This window comes from Streptomyces arenae (assembly GCF_022343545.1).
Taxonomy (GTDB): Bacteria; Actinomycetota; Actinomycetes; order Streptomycetales; family Streptomycetaceae; genus Streptomyces; species Streptomyces humi.
The window spans coordinates 30,523-47,582 of the sequence record NZ_JAKQYH010000019.1 but is presented as its reverse complement, the minus strand read 5'-3'; the positions used below and the strand labels follow the sequence as shown (position 1 = coordinate 47,582).

General features: G+C 71.3%; 10 protein-coding genes. 7 read left to right on the top strand and 3 right to left on the bottom strand.

Going from position 1 to position 17,060, the window contains the following annotated elements; translation table 11 throughout:
• Window positions 1–58: 58 nt before the first annotated feature.
• Window positions 59–1,855, top strand: coding sequence for a chitinase (locus MB828_RS11150; protein ID WP_301648012.1), 1,797 nt, complete (start codon window positions 59–61; stop codon window positions 1,853–1,855).
• Here the strand turns inward: MB828_RS11150 and MB828_RS11145 are convergent.
• Both MB828_RS11145 and gabT read right to left on the bottom strand, forming a co-directional pair.
• Entirely contained in the window at window positions 1,794–2,672 is an 879-nt protein-coding gene (locus MB828_RS11145; protein ID WP_301648011.1) for a phosphatase PAP2 family protein, read from the bottom strand. The two genes, MB828_RS11150 and MB828_RS11145, sit on opposite strands and share 62 nt — an antisense overlap.
• A 192-nt stretch (window positions 2,673–2,864) precedes the next feature.
• Window positions 2,865–4,199, bottom strand: coding sequence for a 4-aminobutyrate--2-oxoglutarate transaminase (gene gabT / locus MB828_RS11140; RefSeq protein WP_301648010.1), 1,335 nt, complete (start codon window positions 4,197–4,199; stop codon window positions 2,865–2,867).
• Between the two features lie 312 nt (window positions 4,200–4,511).
• Between gabT and MB828_RS11135 the strand changes: the two genes are divergently transcribed.
• From MB828_RS11135 to MB828_RS11125, 3 genes are all read left to right on the top strand, one after another.
• The gene (locus MB828_RS11135) at window positions 4,512–6,698 is read left to right on the top strand and encodes an ATP-binding protein (protein ID WP_301648009.1); all 2,187 of its coding nucleotides are present in this window, start codon (window positions 4,512–4,514) and stop codon (window positions 6,696–6,698) included.
• 127 nt (window positions 6,699–6,825) lie between these two features.
• The gene (locus tag MB828_RS11130) at window positions 6,826–8,391 is read left to right on the top strand and encodes a PucR family transcriptional regulator (RefSeq protein WP_301648008.1); all 1,566 of its coding nucleotides are present in this window, start codon (window positions 6,826–6,828) and stop codon (window positions 8,389–8,391) included.
• Between the two features lie 137 nt (window positions 8,392–8,528).
• Complete coding sequence (locus MB828_RS11125) at window positions 8,529–9,977, top strand: aldehyde dehydrogenase family protein (RefSeq protein ID WP_133027367.1); 1,449 nt, start codon at window positions 8,529–8,531, stop codon at window positions 9,975–9,977.
• A 75-nt stretch (window positions 9,978–10,052) separates the two neighbouring features.
• Here the strand turns inward: MB828_RS11125 and MB828_RS11120 are convergent, their stop codons facing one another.
• The gene (locus MB828_RS11120) at window positions 10,053–12,902 is read right to left on the bottom strand and encodes a glycoside hydrolase family 3 protein (protein ID WP_301648007.1); all 2,850 of its coding nucleotides are present in this window, start codon (window positions 12,900–12,902) and stop codon (window positions 10,053–10,055) included.
• A 352-nt stretch (window positions 12,903–13,254) separates the two neighbouring features.
• Here MB828_RS11120 and MB828_RS11115 point away from each other — a divergent pair, with 352 nt between their 5' ends.
• Genes MB828_RS11115 through MB828_RS11105 form a run of 3 tightly spaced genes read left to right on the top strand, consistent with a single transcriptional unit; the run spans window position 13,255 to window position 16,946 of the window.
• A complete protein-coding gene (locus MB828_RS11115) occupies window positions 13,255–14,946 on the top strand; it encodes an extracellular solute-binding protein (protein WP_301648006.1) in 1,692 nt (563 codons plus the stop codon).
• 27 nt (window positions 14,947–14,973) lie between these two features.
• On the top strand, window positions 14,974–16,011 hold the full coding sequence (locus tag MB828_RS11110) for an ABC transporter permease (RefSeq protein ID WP_301648005.1): 1,038 nt from the start codon (window positions 14,974–14,976) through the stop codon (window positions 16,009–16,011).
• Window positions 16,008–16,946 (top strand): carbohydrate ABC transporter permease, encoded by a 939-nt coding sequence (locus MB828_RS11105; protein ID WP_301648004.1) that lies wholly within the window; start codon window positions 16,008–16,010, stop codon window positions 16,944–16,946. Before MB828_RS11110 ends, MB828_RS11105 begins: the two co-directional genes overlap by 4 nt.
• Window positions 16,947–17,060 lie beyond the last annotated feature (114 nt).

Below are 17,060 nucleotides of genomic sequence, written 5' to 3'. Positions count from 1 at the left end.
GTCTGGACCAAGTTGTGTGCGGTCGCATCCTCCAAATCCCCCATGTTCGGAGGCACTTGTGGTTCGCGCGAGACCTTTTCTCACCCTGCTCACGGCTCTGTTGCTGGCTCTGCCCGGTGTCACCGCGCTCTCGTCGGCCGCCCGTGCGGCCGACGCGGACCTCGTCGTCAACGGCGGCTTCGAGTCCGGCCTGAGCGGCTGGAGCTGTACGGCGGCCACGACGGTCGGCTCGCCCGTGCACAGCGGCGGCTCGGCGCTCCAGGCCACCCCGGCCGGCAGCGACTACGCCCAGTGCGCGCAGACGGTGACCGTGCAGCCGGGTGCGCAGTACACCCTGTCCGGCTACGTCCGCGGCTCCTACGTCTACCTGGGCGCGAGCGGCACCGGCACCACCGACGTCTCCACCTGGACCCAGTCCGCCCCCGACTGGCAGAAGCTCACCACCACCTTCACCACCGGCGCCTCGACGACCAGGGTGACGATCTACACCCACGGCTGGTACGGCACCGGCGCCTACTACGCCGACGACGTCTCACTGGTGGGCCCGGGGGGCTCCACGGGCCAGCCGCCCGCCGCGCCCGCCGGCCTGAAGGCCGGCACGATCACCTCCTCCAGCGTGGCCCTTTCCTGGACCGCGGTCACCGGTGCCACCGGTTACGCGGTCTACCGGGACGGGACCAAGGTCCAGACGGTGACCGGGACTTCGGCCACCGTGAGCGGGCTCTCCGCCGCGACGGCGTACAGCTTCCAGGTCACCGCCGTGAACGCAGCGGGGGAGTCACCGAAGTCGGCCGCGGTGACCGCCACGACCACCACCGGCTCCTCCGGCGGCTCCACCGGCCTGCCCACCCACGCCCTGGCCGGCTACCTGCACGCCTCCTTCGCCAACGGCTCCGGCTACACCCGGCTCGCCGACGTCCCGGACAGCTGGGACGTCATCGACCTGGCCTTCGGTGAGCCGACCTCCACCACCTCCGGGGACATCCGCTTCAACCGCTGCCCGGTGACGGAGTGCCCGAACGTCGAGTCCGACGCCGACTTCAAGGCGGCGGTCAAGGCCAAGCAGGCGGCCGGCAAGAAGGTGCTGATCTCCATCGGCGGCGCCAACGGCCAGGTGCAGCTGACCACCACCGCCGCCCGCGACACCTTCGTCTCCTCGGTGTCGAACATCATCGACACCTACGGACTGGACGGCCTGGACATCGACTTCGAGGGCCACTCGCTCTCCCTGGACGCGAGCGACACCGACTTCAGGAACCCGACCACCCCGGTGATCGTGAACCTGATCTCGGCCCTGAAGACCCTGAAGGCGAAGTACGGCTCGAAGTTCGTGCTGTCCATGGCACCCGAGACCTTCTTCGTGCAGATGGGCTACCAGTACTACGGCACCGGCAAGTGGGGCGGCCAGGACCCGCGCTGCGGGGCGTACCTCCCGGTCATCTACGCCCTCCGCGACGACCTGACCCTGCTGCACGTCCAGGACTACAACTCGGGCTCGATCATGGGCCTCGACAACCAGTACCACTCCATGGGCGGCGCCGACTTCCACATCGCCATGACCGACATGCTGCTCACCGGGTTCCCGGTGGCGGGTGACGCCAACAACGTCTTCCCGCCGCTGCGCCCGGACCAGATCGCGATCGGCATGCCGGCCTCGGTCAACGCGGGCAACGGCTACGTGGCCCCGGCCGAGGTCACCAAGGCCCTGGACTGCCTGACGAAGAAGGCGAACTGCGGCTCGTACGCGACCCACGGCACCTGGCCCGCGCTGCGTGGCCTGATGACCTGGTCGGTCAACTGGGACCGCTACTCGAACTGGGAGTTCCAGAAGAACTTCGACGCCTACTTCGGCTGAGCAGCAGCGTCAGGGCGGTCAGCATGACCGTGCCCAGGCACCAGGCCGCCACCACGTCCAGCGGCCAGTGCCAGCCGCGGCGGACCAGGCCGTAGGAGACGCCGAGGACCAGGGCCGCGCAGATCCCGACGGTCAGCCGGCGGGCTCTCGCGGAGGCCAGCCAGGGGAGGAGGACCAGGGTCGCGGAGCCGTACGCGATCGCCGCCGTCGTCGTGTGACCCGAGGGGAAGTAGCCGACCGCCGGGGGCACCACCGGTGTCCCCGGCCGGGCGGTCCACTCCTTGAGGGGGACGACGACCGCGGGGACCAGGGCCATCAGGACGGCGGCCGCGGCCGGCGGCAGCCACCAGCGGTCTGTACCGGTGGCACGGCCGCGCCGGGCGACGTGGGCGAGGACGACCACCAGGACCGGGACCGCGACCTGGACGTTCCCGAGGTCGGAGAGGAGTTCGGAGAACCGGTCCGGGTGGACGAGTGCGCCGCTCAGGCGGCTGTCCAGGCGCAGCAGGGGGCCGTGCGCCACGACCTGCCAGGTGATCAGCGCGAACAGGACGGCCGGCAGGGCCACGAGTCCTGTGAGGAGAAGGAGAAGGAAGGAGGTCGGCCGCCCCGGAACAGGGGGGGTGGTTCCGGGGCGGCCGTCCGGATCGGAACGCCGCACGCCCCGGGGGGTTTGGGGCGGGCGACCGTCCGATCGGTGAGGAGATCCGGAGCCGGAGGCCCCGGTTGTGTGCGCGAGGGCACGACCAGGTCGAAGCTGGGGAGGCCCCGGCCTGAGATCGCCCACAGTCCCCTGTGGGCGGGGTGTATCTCTCATCTGGGTAGAACCTACGGCAGGGGGCGGTGCGGCGACAGGCAGAATCGGGTCCCGTCATCCACCTCGCACACGTTCTTCACACGGCCTGACGGCCGCCGCCCCGGCCTCCCGCATCACACCAGGTGGGAGGGGTGGGGCCGGTGCGGCACAAGGGTTCGAGACCCTTGGAGCCGACTGCGGGAACCCTGTGGCTCAGATCCGCGCGAAGGCCTGCTCGATGATGTCGAGGCCCTCGTTGAGGAGGTCCTCGCCGATCACCAGCGGGGGCAGGAAGCGCAGCACGTTGCCGTAGGTGCCACAGGTCAGGACCAGCAGGCCCTCCTGGTGGCAGGCCTTGGTGAGGGCGGCGGTCGCCTCCGGGTTCGGCTCCTTGGTGGCGCGGTCCTTGACCAGCTCGATGGCGATCATCGCGCCCCGGCCGCGCACGTCACCGATGACGTCGAACTTCTCGGCCATGGCGGTCAGGCGCGGCTTCATGATCGCCTCGATGGCCTTCGCCTTGCCGTTGAGGTCGAGCTCCTTCATCGTCTCGATGGCGCCGAGCGCACCGGCGCAGGCGACCGGGTTGCCGCCGTAGGTGCCGCCGAGGCCGCCCGCGTGGGCGGCGTCCATGATCTCGGCGCGGCCGGTGACGGCGGCCAGCGGCAGACCGCCCGCGATGCCCTTGGCGGTGGTGATCAGGTCGGGGACGATGCCCTCGTCCTCACACGCGAACCACTGACCCGTACGGCAGAACCCGGACTGGATCTCGTCCGCGACGAAGACGATCCCGTTGTCCTTCGCGAACTGGCTGATCGCCGGCAGGAAGCCCTTCGCGGGCTCGATGAAGCCGCCCTCGCCGAGCACCGGCTCGATGATGATCGCGGCCACGTTGTCCGCGCCGATCTGCTTGCTGATCTGGTCGATGGCCTGCTTGGCGGCCTCCGGACCGGCGTTCTCCGGGCCGGTGGGCCAGCGGTAGCCGTACGCCACCGGAACGCGGTACACCTCGGGCGCGAACGGGCCGAAGCCGTTCTTGTACGGCATGTTCTTCGACGTCAGCGCCATGGTGAGGTTGGTGCGGCCGTGGTAACCGTGGTCGAAGACGACCACGGCCTGCCGCTTGGTGTACACACGCGCGATCTTGACGGCGTTCTCGACGGCCTCGGCGCCGGAGTTGAACAGCGCGCTCTTCTTCGCGTGGTCGCCGGGGGTCAGCTCGGCGAGCGCCTCGGCCACCTCGACGTACCCCTCGTACGGCGTGACCATGAAACAGGTGTGGGTGAAGTCAGCCAGCTGTGCGCTCGCCCGGCGTACGACGGCCTCGGCGGAGGCGCCCACGCTGGTCACCGCGATACCGGAACCGAAGTCGATCAGGCGGTTGCCGTCGACGTCCTCGATGATGCCGCCGCCCGCGCGCGCGGTGAACACCGGCAGCACGGAACCGACGCCCTGCGCGACCGCGGCGAGACGGCGGGTCTGCAGCTCCTGCGACTTGGGGCCGGGGATGGCGGTGACGACGCGGCGCTCCTGCGGAAGTGCGGTCATGAGGGCTCCCTGATGAATCGTGCGAACCGGTGCGTTCCGGGCTGCGAACCGAGTGTTCCCCCCGGTGACTCCGGTGGTGCGTTTTCGGACGCTTTCCTTCTTTCTTCGCAGGCTAGGGCCGGGTGTGGAGGGTGGGCATGCTCCATGTGGGCGTTGTCGGCGGGTGACGTTGTCCGTGGTGGACATAGTGAAGGGGGAGGTGCGGGGCCCGGCCGGGGGGCTCCTCGGCCGCGTAAGCGGTGAACTCCCTTGGTGGGAGCGTTAGATTGGCCGCTGACGGTGGACGGAACGGCTGGTCAGGGAGCGAGAGCGATGGACAGCGACGGGACGCGGGACGCCCGGGGCACGCATGCCAATCCTGTACCGCGTCCGGCGGGGCCGCAGGACGCGGGCGCGGTGCCGGCCGAGGCGTCCGCCGTGCCGGCCGGTGCCGCCGCGGTGCCGCCGCGGCCGACGGCGCCGCCGACGGTGCCTCCGCTGCCGGACGGCTCGGCCTTCCTCAGCTGGCTCCGCACCCCCCGCCCGGAGGCGGCCCCGGGGGTGTGGCGGTTCGGGTACCGGGCGCGGTTGAAGGAAGAACCCGACGAACTGCCCACGCGGCAGCTGCTCAGCGGCGCCTTGATCGCCTTCTTGGTGGGGTGGCTCATCTGGTCGCTGCTGACGCACGGCTATCTGGGTATGTGGTGGGGCCTGCCGTTCCGGCTGCTCGTCCCCGACTCCTGGCAGGGTGGTCACAGCAAGCTGGGACCGACCTTCACACCACTCGTCTACAAGGGTTATGAGTACCTTGTTGCCATTGCCATCATGGCCGTGGTGGGGAAACTCGGCAGGTGGGGAGAGGTGTGGAGGCGTTTTGTGGCACCCCGTGTAAAGCCTGCGGTGTCGCATCATGAGCCCCTGACGCCGGCGGAGGATCCCGCGGAATGGCCCCATCTCCGCGCGGCCGGTGCGTACGAGGCTGCCGAGCGGCTGGCCGGGGAGGCCCGGGGCGGGCTGATGCGGGACGTGGACCATGCCCGGATCGCCCGCGCCTGGCAGGGCGTGCAGAGCGGCCGGCACGGCCTGGCCGCCTTCTCCGCCGCCGTCGTCAAGGACGGCGCCGCCGCCTGCGCACACCCCTCCGGCGAGCGCGACCTGCCCGCCAGGCACGCCCGGCACGACCTGGTCACCGGCCAGGTCCGGCTCGGCACCACGGCCGACGACCCCCGCAACCCGTACCACTACCGCGGCACCGGCCTCGCCCTCGGCCCCGAGCTGCTCGGCACCTCGCTGCTCGCCGTCGGCCCGGCCGGCTCCGGCAAGACCGGCTCCCTGGTCCGCCCGCTCGCCGAGTCGCTGTGCCTGCACGCGCTCGCCGGCCGCGCCTCCGTGGTCGTCGTCGGCGCGGCCGGCGCGGGACTGGGACCGGCCGACTCCTACGACGTCGTCGTCCGCATCGCCCACCCCGACTCCGTCTACGACCTCGACCTGTACGGCGGCACCACCGACCCCGACGAGGCCGCCGCCATACTCGCCGAGGCCCTCGTCGGCGACCTCGCCGACCCGCATCCCGGCAGCGACAGCCGCCGCTCCACCACCGTCCTCGCCCAGCTGCTCGGCCCCTTCAAGGCGGTCCACGGCCGTTTCCCGTCCGTGCCCGAACTCCGTCAGCTGCTGGACGGAGCGGCCGGCCCGCTGGCCGCGCTCCGCAAGGCGCTGACGGTCACGGGCCACGAGTCCCTGCTGCGCGAACTCGACGCGCGGGAACGGCAGATGGGCCACCCGGGCGACGTCGGCGCGGTCCTCGCCGACCGCATCGCGCTGCTCGACCGCCCCGCCTTCGCCGGCTTCTTCGACACCTCCGGGCAGACCCGCCCGTTCTCCCTCAAGGCCCTCGACCACCCGGTCCGGGTCCGTATCGACCTGCCCGAGCGCGGCCACGCCGACGCCTCCCGGATCCTGGCCCGGCTGGTGCTCGCCCAGTTCACGGCGAGCGTGACGGTACGGGACGACCGCTCGCTCTTCGCCTGCCTGCTCCTGGACGACGCGACGGGCGTGGTCACCCCCGAGGCGGTGCGCGCCGTCCAGCGGCTGCGTTCGACGAACGCGGGCGTCGCGCTGACCCTCCGCACCCTCGACGACGTGCCCCGGCCGCTGCGCGGTCCGCTGCTCGGCGCCACCGGCTGCCGGATGGCCTTCGCCGGCCTCACCCCCTGGGACGGACAGGACTTCGCCGAGGTCTGGGGCAAGGAGTGGACGGAGACCCGGGACGTCACCGACCGCCAGATCATCGCGGAGACCCCCGCGGGCAAGGCGCTGCACGTGGTGCGCCGGGTGATCACCGGCAAGGCGCCCACGGCACGGGCGGTCACCGTCCGGCAGGTGGAGCGGGAGCGCTGGTCCGCCTCCGAACTGGCGCACGGGGTGCCCGCCGGCCACGCGGTCCTCTCCCTGACGACCGTCAAGGGCGAACACGCGCCGCCCCTGCTGGTGGACCTGAGGAGCGGCGGCCGGGGGTGAACAAGGACGTACGGGTGACCGTACAGTGAGGCAGAATCGACAGTGGCCGTTCATACGCGACGGCCAAAGCTCCCTGCCGCCGCGCAGGCCGCCTCCGTCCACGACGAAGAGAAGATCTGACGGCCTCATGCCACCGACGCTCGCCTCGCTCGTCCATCACTCCGCGCTCAAACTGACCGTGCGCGCGGGCGAGGACCGCCTCGACGTGCCCGTGCGCTGGGCGCATGTCAGCGAACTCGCCGACCCGGTGCCGTACATGGAGGGCGGGGAACTGCTCCTGATCACCGCGCTCAAGCTGGACGCGGAGGATCCGCAGGCGATGCGGCGGTATGTGAAACGCCTGGTGGGAGCGGGCGTGGTGGGTCTCGGCTTCGCGGTCGGGGTCAATTACGACGAGATCCCCGAGGCCCTGGTCGACGCGGCGCGGCAGGAGGGGCTGCCCCTCCTGGAGGTACCGCGCCGCACCCCCTTCCTCGCCATCAGCAAGGCGGTCTCTGCGGCGATCGCCGCCGACCAGTACCGGGCGGTGACCGCGGGCTTCGCCGCCCAGCGCGAGCTGACCAGGCAGGCCCTGAACGCCGGCCCCGAGGGCCTGCTGGCCGCGCTCGCGGCGCAGGTGGACGGCTGGGCGGCGCTCTACGACGCCTCGGGCGCCGTGGTGGCGACCGCACCGGAGTGGGCGGGGCGCAGGGCGGCCCGCCTGACCCCGGAGGTGGAACGCCTCAGGGAACGCCCGGCCCCGGCGTCCTCCGTGGTGGGCGGCCCCGACAACGAGGACCGGGTCGAACTGCACTCCCTCGGCACCGGCCGCCGCCCGCGGGCGGCCCTGGCGGTCGGCACGGCCGCGGCGCTGGGCACGGCCGAGCGCTATGCCGTCCACTCCGCGATCGCCCTGCTCACCCTCACGACGGAACGCTCCCGTTCGCTGCACGCGGCCGAGCAGCGGGTCGGGGCGGCGGTGCTGCGGATGCTGCTCGCCGGTCAGCCGGACCACGCCCGGGCCGTCGCCGGGGACCTCTACGGCCGGCTGCTCGACGCACCGTTCCGGATGATCGTCGCGGACGCCGGCGGTGAACTGCTGGCCGGCCTCACCGAGGCGGTCGAGTCGGCCGCGGCCCGCTCCGGGGAGGCGGTGCTGGTGGTGCCCGAGGGCGAGGGGCGGCTGGTGGTGCTGGCCGCGGACGGGGGCGCGGCGGTCACGGCGTACGGGGAGTACGCGGCGGCCCGCGAGGCGGCGCGGACGGCGGCGGAACAGGCGGCCGACGACGACGAGCTGGTGGTGGGCCTCTCCGCGCCCTCCGGCCCGACCGGCGCGGCGGCCGCCTACAAGCAGGCCGAGCAGGCGCTGTCCGTGGCCCGGCGCCGGGGCCGCGTGCTGGTCGAGCACGAGCAGCTGGCGTCGGGGTCGGTGCTGCCGCTGCTCGCCGACGACGCGGTGAAGGCGTTCGCGGACGGTCTGCTGCGGGCGCTGCGCGAGCACGACGCGACGGGCCGGGGCGACCTGGTCGCCTCCCTGCGCGCCTGGCTCTCCCGGCACGGCCAGTGGGACGCGGCCGCCGCCGACCTGGGCGTGCACCGCCACACGCTGCGCTACCGGATGCGCAGGGTGGAGGAGATCCTGGGCCGCTCCCTGGACGACCCGGACGTACGGATGGAGCTCTGGCTGGCCCTGAAGGCGACCTCGGCGGACTGACCCCCGGGACGCCCCTGCCAAACCGGCGCGCCCCCACCCTCCACCACTACACCCCGGACAAACGCACCCGGGCCCGCGCCGACCTACCGTGGACGCGAACGCACATACCTCCAACGCGGAAGGGCCGGGGCCCGCACATGACTTCCACCACCGCCTTCTGGCTCGCCGGCCGCCAGGTCACCGGCGAGGACACCTTCGACGTCACCAGCCCCTGGGACGGCCGGCTCGTCGGCAGGGTCGGCGTGCCCACCGACGCGCAGGTCGAAGAGGCCGTCGCCGCCGCGTACGCCGTACGGGACGAGTTCGCCGCCACCCCCGCCCACGTACGCGCCGCCGCCCTCGACCACGTCAGCCGCCGGCTCGCCGAGCGCACCGAGGAGATCGCCCAGCTGATCTCCGCCGAGAACGGCAAGCCGATCAAGTGGGCCCGCGGCGAGGTCGGCCGGGCCGTCTCCGTGTTCCGGTTCGCCGCCGAGGAGGCCCGCCGGTTCAACGGCGGCGAGGCGCAGCGCCTCGACACCGACCTCGGCGGCCAGGGCCGTCTCGCGCTGACCCGCCGCTTCCCCAAGGGCGTCGTCCTCGGCATCGCGCCCTTCAACTTCCCGCTCAACCTGTGCGCCCACAAGATCGCCCCGGCGATCGCGGCCGGCGCGCCGATCATCCTCAAGCCGGCCCCGGCCACCCCCCTGTCCGGCCTGATCATCGGCGACCTGCTCGCCGAGACCACGGGGCTGCCGGCCGGCTCCTGGTCGATCCTCCCGGTCGCCAACGACAAGATGGCCGCCCTCGTCCAGGACGAGCGCCTCCCGGTCATCTCGTTCACCGGTTCCGAGAAGGTCGGCTACTCGATCATGGACTCGGTGCCGCGCAAGCACTGCACCCTGGAGCTCGGCGGCAACGGCGCGGCCGTCGTCCTCGGCGACTACGCGAGCGACGCCGACCTCGACTGGGCCGCCACCCGCATCGCGACCTTCTCCAACTACCAGGGCGGCCAGTCCTGCATATCGGTGCAGCGCGTGATCGCCGACGCGTCCGTGTACGACCGTCTTCTGCCGCGTATCGTCGCCGCCGTCGAGGCCCAGGTCACCGGTGACCCCGCCGACGCGAAGACCGACGTCGGCCCGCTGGTCAGCGAGGCCGCCGCGGAGCGCGTCGAGGCGTGGGTGAAGGAGGCCGTCGAGGACGGCGCCACCCTGCTGACCGGCGGCGACCGGGACGGCGCCAGCTACGCGCCGACCGTCCTCGCGGACGTCCCCGCCGACACCACCGTCTCCTGCGAGGAGATCTTCGGACCGGTCCTGACCGTGCAGAAGGTGCACGGCGAGGCCGAGGCCTTCGCCGCCGTCAACGACTCCAAGTACGGCCTCCAGGCGGGTGTCTTCACCCACGACGTGCAGACCGCCTTCCGCGCCCACCGCGCCCTCGAGGTCGGCGGCGTGATCATCGGTGACGTCCCCTCCTACCGCGCCGACCAGATGCCGTACGGCGGCGTCAAGCAGTCCGGCGTCGGCCGCGAGGGCGTCAGGTTCGCGATGGACGACTACACCTACGAGCGGGTCCTGGTCCTCACCGGTCTCGCACTCTGATCCACTCCCGACGACCACCACGGCCGGAGCCCGCTGTGCGGGGGCTCCGGCCGTGGTGTCGGCCCCTCCGGACCCTCAACCGGAGAAGTCGACGCGCGCGAGCCGCAGGGGGCCGCGCAGTCCGAGGCGGAGGTCGTGGACGCCCTCGGCGACGAGGTCCGCGGTGAGCGTGACGTAGGTGTACGCGTCCGCGGTCGGCTCGCCCAGGTGCAGTGCGGCCCGCGGCGGGCCGCCGTCCAGGGCCAGTTCCAGGGTTCCCCCGCCCGCGACCAGCGCCCGTACGCCCGTCACCCCGGCGCCGAAGTCGCATTCCCGGTAGACGAGTTCACCGGCGCCGGCGTCCTCGGGCGTGACCGCGTCGCCCTCCGTCCGCGTACGGTCCACGATCGCGATGCCCGACTGCTCGTCGAAGTCGGCCGCGTCCAGGCCGTGTTCGGCCACCGGCCGCGGTGTGGCCCGCTCGCCGTCCAGGACCAGCGTCGTACGCAGCCTGATGTCCTCGCTGGACGCGCCCACCAGCACGTCGTACGGACCCGGCTCCACGCGGTGGGCGCCGCGCGTCACGTCCCAGAACCCCAGTGCGGAGAGCGGGACCTCGAAGCTCACGCCGGTGCGTTCGCCGGGGGACAGGGTGAGCCGGCGGTGGTCGAGGAGCTCGCGGCGCGGGCGGACCACGGAGGGTTCGACGGCGCGGCCGTAGAGCTGGGGAACCTCGTCGGCCGTCACGTCACCCGTGTTGGTGATCGTGCAGGAGACGCGCAGCGCCCCGTCGCGGACCTCTGCCGTCAGGTCGGCGTAGGAGAAGGACGCGTAGGACAGGCCGTGTCCGAACGGGAAGAGCGGGGTCCCCTCGAAGTAGAGGTAGGTCTGGCGGGAGCCGAGGACGTCGTAGTCGAGGAGACCCGGCAGGTCGGCGTCGGTGGCGTACCAGGTCTGCGGGAGGCGTCCGGCGGGGGAGACGTCGCCGGCCAGGACCCGGGCGAGCGCGGTGCCGGCCGCCTGGCCGCCGTGGGCCGTCCAGAGCACGGCCGGCAGCCGGGCCGGCTCCACCGCGTAGGGGTAGGCGGAGGTCAGCGCCAGCACGGTCCGCGGGTTCGCGGCGCGGGCGGCGCGCAGCAGGCGCTCCTGGTGCGGGGGCAGGGCCAGGGTCGTACGGTCCTCGGTCTCGCGGCCGTTGATGTGCGGGTCGTTGCCCGCGACGACCAGGACCGCGTCGGCCGCGGCGGCCACCCTGGCGACGGCTTCCTCGCCGCGTTCGACGATGATCAACTCGAAGACCGACGCGTTCTCGGCGGCAACCCGCACGCCGTCGGCGGCGACCCAGACGTGTCGACCCGTGCCGAGATGCCGGAGGAGGTGACCGTTCTCGTGGGGTTCCAGGCGGAACGTCTCCTGGACGACCCAGCCGCCGGGCTGGTCCGCGGCGGCGCGGACGAGACCGTCGTCGGCGACCGAGAGGTAGCGGCCGTCCGGGGCGCGCAGCGTCAGCACCCCCTCGCCCCAGTCGACGAGCGCGAACTCGGTGCCGGTGGCGTCGGCCGTGAGCGGCGGGAGGTCGGTGCGGCCCGCGAGCAGCGCCGGATCCAGGGCGCCCGCCGCGCCGCGCGCCTCGTCGCCGGCCTCGGGGGCGGCGGGGACGTGCAGGAACGTGCCGTCCGCGAGCCCCAGCCGGACCCGGTCCACGCCCTCCGCGAACTCCACGCGCTGCGCCCCGAACCGCTCGTACAGACCCTCCAGCGGGGTGGCTCGGTGGATCAGGGTGCCGCTGTACCAGTCGAGTTTGCACTCGTCGGCGAGCAGCCCGACCACGGCGAGCCGGGTGTCGGGGGCGAGCGGCAGCAGGTCGCCGTCGTTCTTGAGGAGGACGACCGCCTGCTCCGCCGCCTCCTGGGCGAGGGCCCGGTGCGCCGGGGTGTCGAACTCCGCGGACTCCGCGGTGGGCCGGTGCGGGTCGTCGTCCGGGTCGAACTCGCCGAGCCGGAACCGCACCGAGAGCTGGCGGCGGACCGCCGTGTCGATGTCGGCCTCCGTCAACAGGCCCCGGTCCAGCGCCCCCTGGACGCGCGCGATGATCTCCGAGGGGTCCGTGCCGTGGTCCGTGAAGCTGTCGACACCGGCCAGCAGGGCGGCCGCGGTGGCCTCCTCATGGGTGTCGAAGTAGTGCTCGTGGTCGACCAGGTTGGAGGGCGCGCCGGCGTCCGAGCAGACCAGCAGCTCCTCGTCGGTCCAGGTGCGCAACGGCTCGCGCAGGTACGGGGAGACGTGGTTGGGGCGGCCGTTGACCAGGTTGTACGCGGGCATCACCCCGGCCACCCCGCCGGCCCCGACGGTCTCCTCGAAGGCGCGCAGGTCGTACTCGCGCAGCACGCGCGGACGGACCGAGGAGGAGGAAGTGGCCCGGTCCGTTTCGTTGTTGTGGGCCAGCCAGTGCTTCAGGACGGGAGCGGTGCGCCAGTACACCGGGTGGTCGCCGCGCAGCCCGCGGGTGTAGGCGGTGGCGATGGCGGAGGTCAGCTTCGGGTCCTCCGAGTAGCCCTCCTCGTTACGGCCCCACAGCGGGTGGCGCAGCAGGTTCACCGTCGGGGCCCACACGTTGAGGCCGACACGGTCGTCACGGGCGCGCATCGCCCGGACCTCCTTGGACACGGCCTCGCCGACCCGTCGTACGAGATCGGTGTTCCAGGTCGCGCCGAGCCCCACCGCCTGCGGGAACACCGTCGCCGGGCCCATCCAGGCGACCCCGTGCAGGGCCTCCTGGCCGGTGCGGAAGGCGGCGATGCCCAGGCGCTCCACGGCGGGCGCGAACTGGTGCAGGAAGGAGACCTTCTCGTCCGGCGTGAGCCGCGCCAGCAGATCGTCGATGCGCTTCGCGAACGGCAGGCGCGAATCGCGGAAAGGCGGCGTAGGCGGCGTTTGTGCGGTCACGTGGCGTTCCCCTTGCGATGGAGCGGCGAGGCGCTTTCGAAGCGCTTCGATGCTCATTCGACGCAGGGGTGAGTGTCAAGGGATGCTCACCGTAATTTCAAGCAGCGCAGGCGAAGAGGTCACTTCAGATGGCTCGGAGGAATCTTGGGAGCGACCCTTGTGCACCCCCGGGTGTTCACTTAACCTCGCAGCAACATCGAAGCGCTTCGACTGGCCGATCCGCCCCCAGGGACCCACGACCGGGACGCACGTCAACGGCCGCAGGACCGCTTCGGCTCAGCCAGTTCCACTCGAGACACCGCAGCCGACGGCCACCGCCGGGTGTCCTGGTGCGCCATGAAGGGTTGACGCAATGACGCCGAACGCCGCTTCCGCCCCCTCCGGGCCGAGCCGGAGAAGTTTCCTCGCCTCCACGGCAGTCGCCACCGCAGCGGTGGCGGGCGGGATGCCGCTGCTCGCCGCCTGCGGAGGGTCGGACAGCGGGTCGGGAGGCGGCTCCTCCTCGGGCAAGGACGCGAAGAAGCTGCTGCCGTCCTACGTCGCCAACAACGTGGTGACGCCGGACATCCCGTCGAAGTACGGCTCGTCGATCGGCTTCACCGGCAAGCTCGACCTGGCCACCCTGAAGACCTCCGTCCCGAAGAAGCTCGGCAAGGGCGGCAAGGTCACCGTCATGGCCCCGTTCTGGGGCTCCCCGCCGAAGCAGGACAACGCCTACTACACGGCGATGAACAGCATGATCGGCGTCGACGTCGAGTGGCAGAACCAGGACGGCAACACCTACGACCAGAAGCTGGGCGCGGTCCTGGCCTCCAGCGACGTACCGGATGTCGTGGTCGTCCCGAACTGGAACATGGGCGGCAAGATACCCACCGCCATCATCAGCAAGTTCGCCGACCTCGGGCCGTACCTGTCCGGTGACAAGGTCAAGGACTACCCGAACCTCGCCGCCATCCCCACCGACGCCTGGCGCCGCTGCATCTTCGGCGGCAAGCTGCGGGGCCTGCCGATGCCGGCCTCGTACGTGACCAACATCGTGCCCTTCTACCGCAAGGACATCTTCGACAAGAAGGGCTACGAGGTCCCGCGCTCGGCGGACGAGTTCCTCGCCCTCGCCAAGGAGATCACCAACGCCAAGGCCAAGCGCTGGGCCTGCATGGACATGAAGTGGACCGCCTGGCAGATGTTCAGCGTGCTCTCCGGCAGCGAGAAGCCGCTCGGCTGGAACCTCGTCGACGGCAAGCTGGTCAACCGCATCGAGACCCAGGAATACCTCGAAGCACTGGAGTGGACCCGCAAGCTCTTCGCCGCCGGGGTCGTCCACCCCGACTCCATGCTGGGCAAGAACGCCCCCGACGCGGGCCCCAAGTTCGCGGCCGGCGAGTTCCTGATCTACCCCAACGACATCAGCCAGTGGTGGAGCCGCACCGCCGAACAGGCCACCCAGAACCCGGACTACAAGATCTGGGGCATGGACGTCTACGCCCACGACGGCGGCAACCCGCAGGTCTGGGCCGAACAGCCCGCCGGCATCTTCGCCTTCGTCAACAAGAAGGCCTCCGAGTCGGTGATCCACGACGTGCTGGCCGTCGCCAACACCACCGCCGCGCCGTACGGGACCAAGGAGTACATGGCCACCAACTACGGCGTCGAGGGCACCCACTACACCGTCAAGAACGGGGTGCCCACCAAGACCACCCAGGGCAACAACGAGGTCATCAACGCCTACGTCATGGTCGCCAGCCCCGCCTCCACCATCGCCCACCCGGACTTCCCCGAGGTCGCCAAGGCCCAGGTGGAGTGGCAGCAGCGGATGGGCTCCTTCACCAAGAAGTCCAGCTTCTTCGGCCAGATGATCACCGAGCCGTCCCGCTACACCAACCTCATGAACGACTTCGAGCAGCTCGAAGACGACATCACGCGCGGCCGCAAGAAGATCAGCGACATGCAGCAGGCCGTCTCCGACTGGAAGAGCAAGGGCGGCGACAAACTGCGCGACTGGTACCAGAAGCTGCTCGACGACAACGGTTCCTCCGCGAGCTGACCAGGCACCGAGGCAAGGAGAACGGCCGTGTCCCACAGCACGGTGCCTCGCAGCAGAGCCGAGGCAGACGACGACAGGGCGGGGAGGACTCCGGTGGCGTCCGACGGCACCACCGGCCCGAAGAAGCCGAAGGCAGGGAAACTGAGCCTGCGCCTCAGATTCAGACGCGACCGCACGCTGATCCTGATGACACTGCCGGCGGTCCTGCTCCTCCTGGTCTTCAACTACCTGCCGATCCTCGGCAACATCGTCGCCTTCCAGGACTACGACCCGTACGTCAGCGACAACGGCATCGTCTCCATGCTGCACAGCGCCTGGGTGGGTGTGGAGAACTTCCAGCAGACCTTCGCCGACTCGGCCTTCTGGAACGCGGTGCAGAACACGCTGGTGCTGTTCTTCCTCCAGCTCGTGCTGTTCTTCCCGATCCCGATCGCGCTCGCCCTGCTCATCAACAGCGTGGTCCGGCCCCGGGTGCGGGCGATCGCGCAGGCGGTCCTGTACCTCCCGCACTTCTTCTCCTGGGTGCTGGTCATCTCCGTCTTCCAGCAGATCTTCGGCGGCGCGGGCCTGCTGTCGCAGCTGCTGCGGCAGCACGGCTACGCCGGCATCAACATCATGTCCGACCCGTCGACCTTCAAGTTCCTGGTCACGGCGGAGGGCGTCTGGAAGGACGCGGGCTGGGGGATCATCGTCTTCCTGGCGGCGCTGGCGTCCGTGAGCCCGGACCTCTACGAGGCGGCGGCGATGGACGGAGCGGGCCGCTGGCGCCGCATGTGGCATGTCACCCTCCCTGCCCTGCGGCCGGTGATCGCCCTGCTGCTGGTGCTGCGGGTGGGTGACGCGCTGACGGTCGGTTTCGAGCAGATCCTGTTGCAGCGCGACGCCGTCGGCCCGGGGGCCTCGGACGTCCTCGACACCTTCGTCTGGTGGAACGGCGTCCGCAACCAGGACTTCGGCTACGCGGCCGCCGCCGGACTCATCAAGGGCGTGGTCAGCATCGGCCTGGTCCTCGCCGCGAACAAGGTGGCCCATCTCATGGGCGAGCAGGGGGTGTACAAGAAGTGACCGCGATCATCGACGAGCCGCCCGTACGGGAACCGTCCCGGTGGGCCGCGCCGCCCCGCCCGGTCTGGGAGGAGGAGCCGAGCCGGGCCGGCGTGGCCGGCAAGGGACTCGTCCTCGCCCTGGCCTGCCTCGGCATCCTCTTCCCGCTGTGGATCATCGTCGTCACCAGCCTGTCCTCGCGGAAGACGATCGACCAGGCCGGTGGCCTGGTGATGGTGCCCAAGGGCATCACCTTCGTCGCCTACAAGGAACTGCTGAGCGGCGGCCAGGTCACCCGGGCCACGATCATCAGCATCGCCATCGCCCTGGTCGGCACGTTGTTCTCGATGGCCGTGTCGGTGCTGTGCGCCTACGGCCTCTCGCGCACCGGCTCGCTGGGCCACCGCTGGTTCCTGATGCTGCTGCTCGCGACGATGTTCTTCAGCGCGGGCCTGATCCCGACGTACCTGCTGGTCCAGTCCCTGGGGCTGACCGACAGCTACCTCGCGCTGATCCTCCCGAGCGCGGTGAGCGTCTTCAACATCCTCGTCCTGCGCGGGTTCTTCATGGGCATCTCGCAGGAACTCGTCGACAGCGCACGCATCGACGGCGCGGGGGACTTCCGGATCCTGTGGCAGATCGTGATGCCGCTGTCCCGGGCGGTGCTGGCCGTGATCACCCTGTTCTACGCGGTGGGGTACTGGAGCGCCTGGTTCAACGCGTCCCTCTACCTCAACGACCAGGACATGATGCCGCTCCAGAACGTCATGATCCAGCTCGTCCAGAAGCAGGAGGCTCCGGTGGGGCTGGGCCAGGCGATCAAGACGGGTGAGCTGTCGGGGCTGGCGGTGCAGATGGCGGTGATGGTGATGGCGCTGCTGCCGGTCGCGGTCCTCTCGCCGTTCGTCCAGAAGCACTTCAAGAAGGGGATGCTGACGGGGGCGGTCAAGGGGTAGCCGACGCGCGCTCCTGGAGGGGCGGCGGGGGAGCGTCGGCGGCCTCGGGTGCGTGGGGGCTGGTCGCGCAGTTCCCCGCGCCCCCAGGCAGGAATCCGCGCCGTCCGCTGCAAA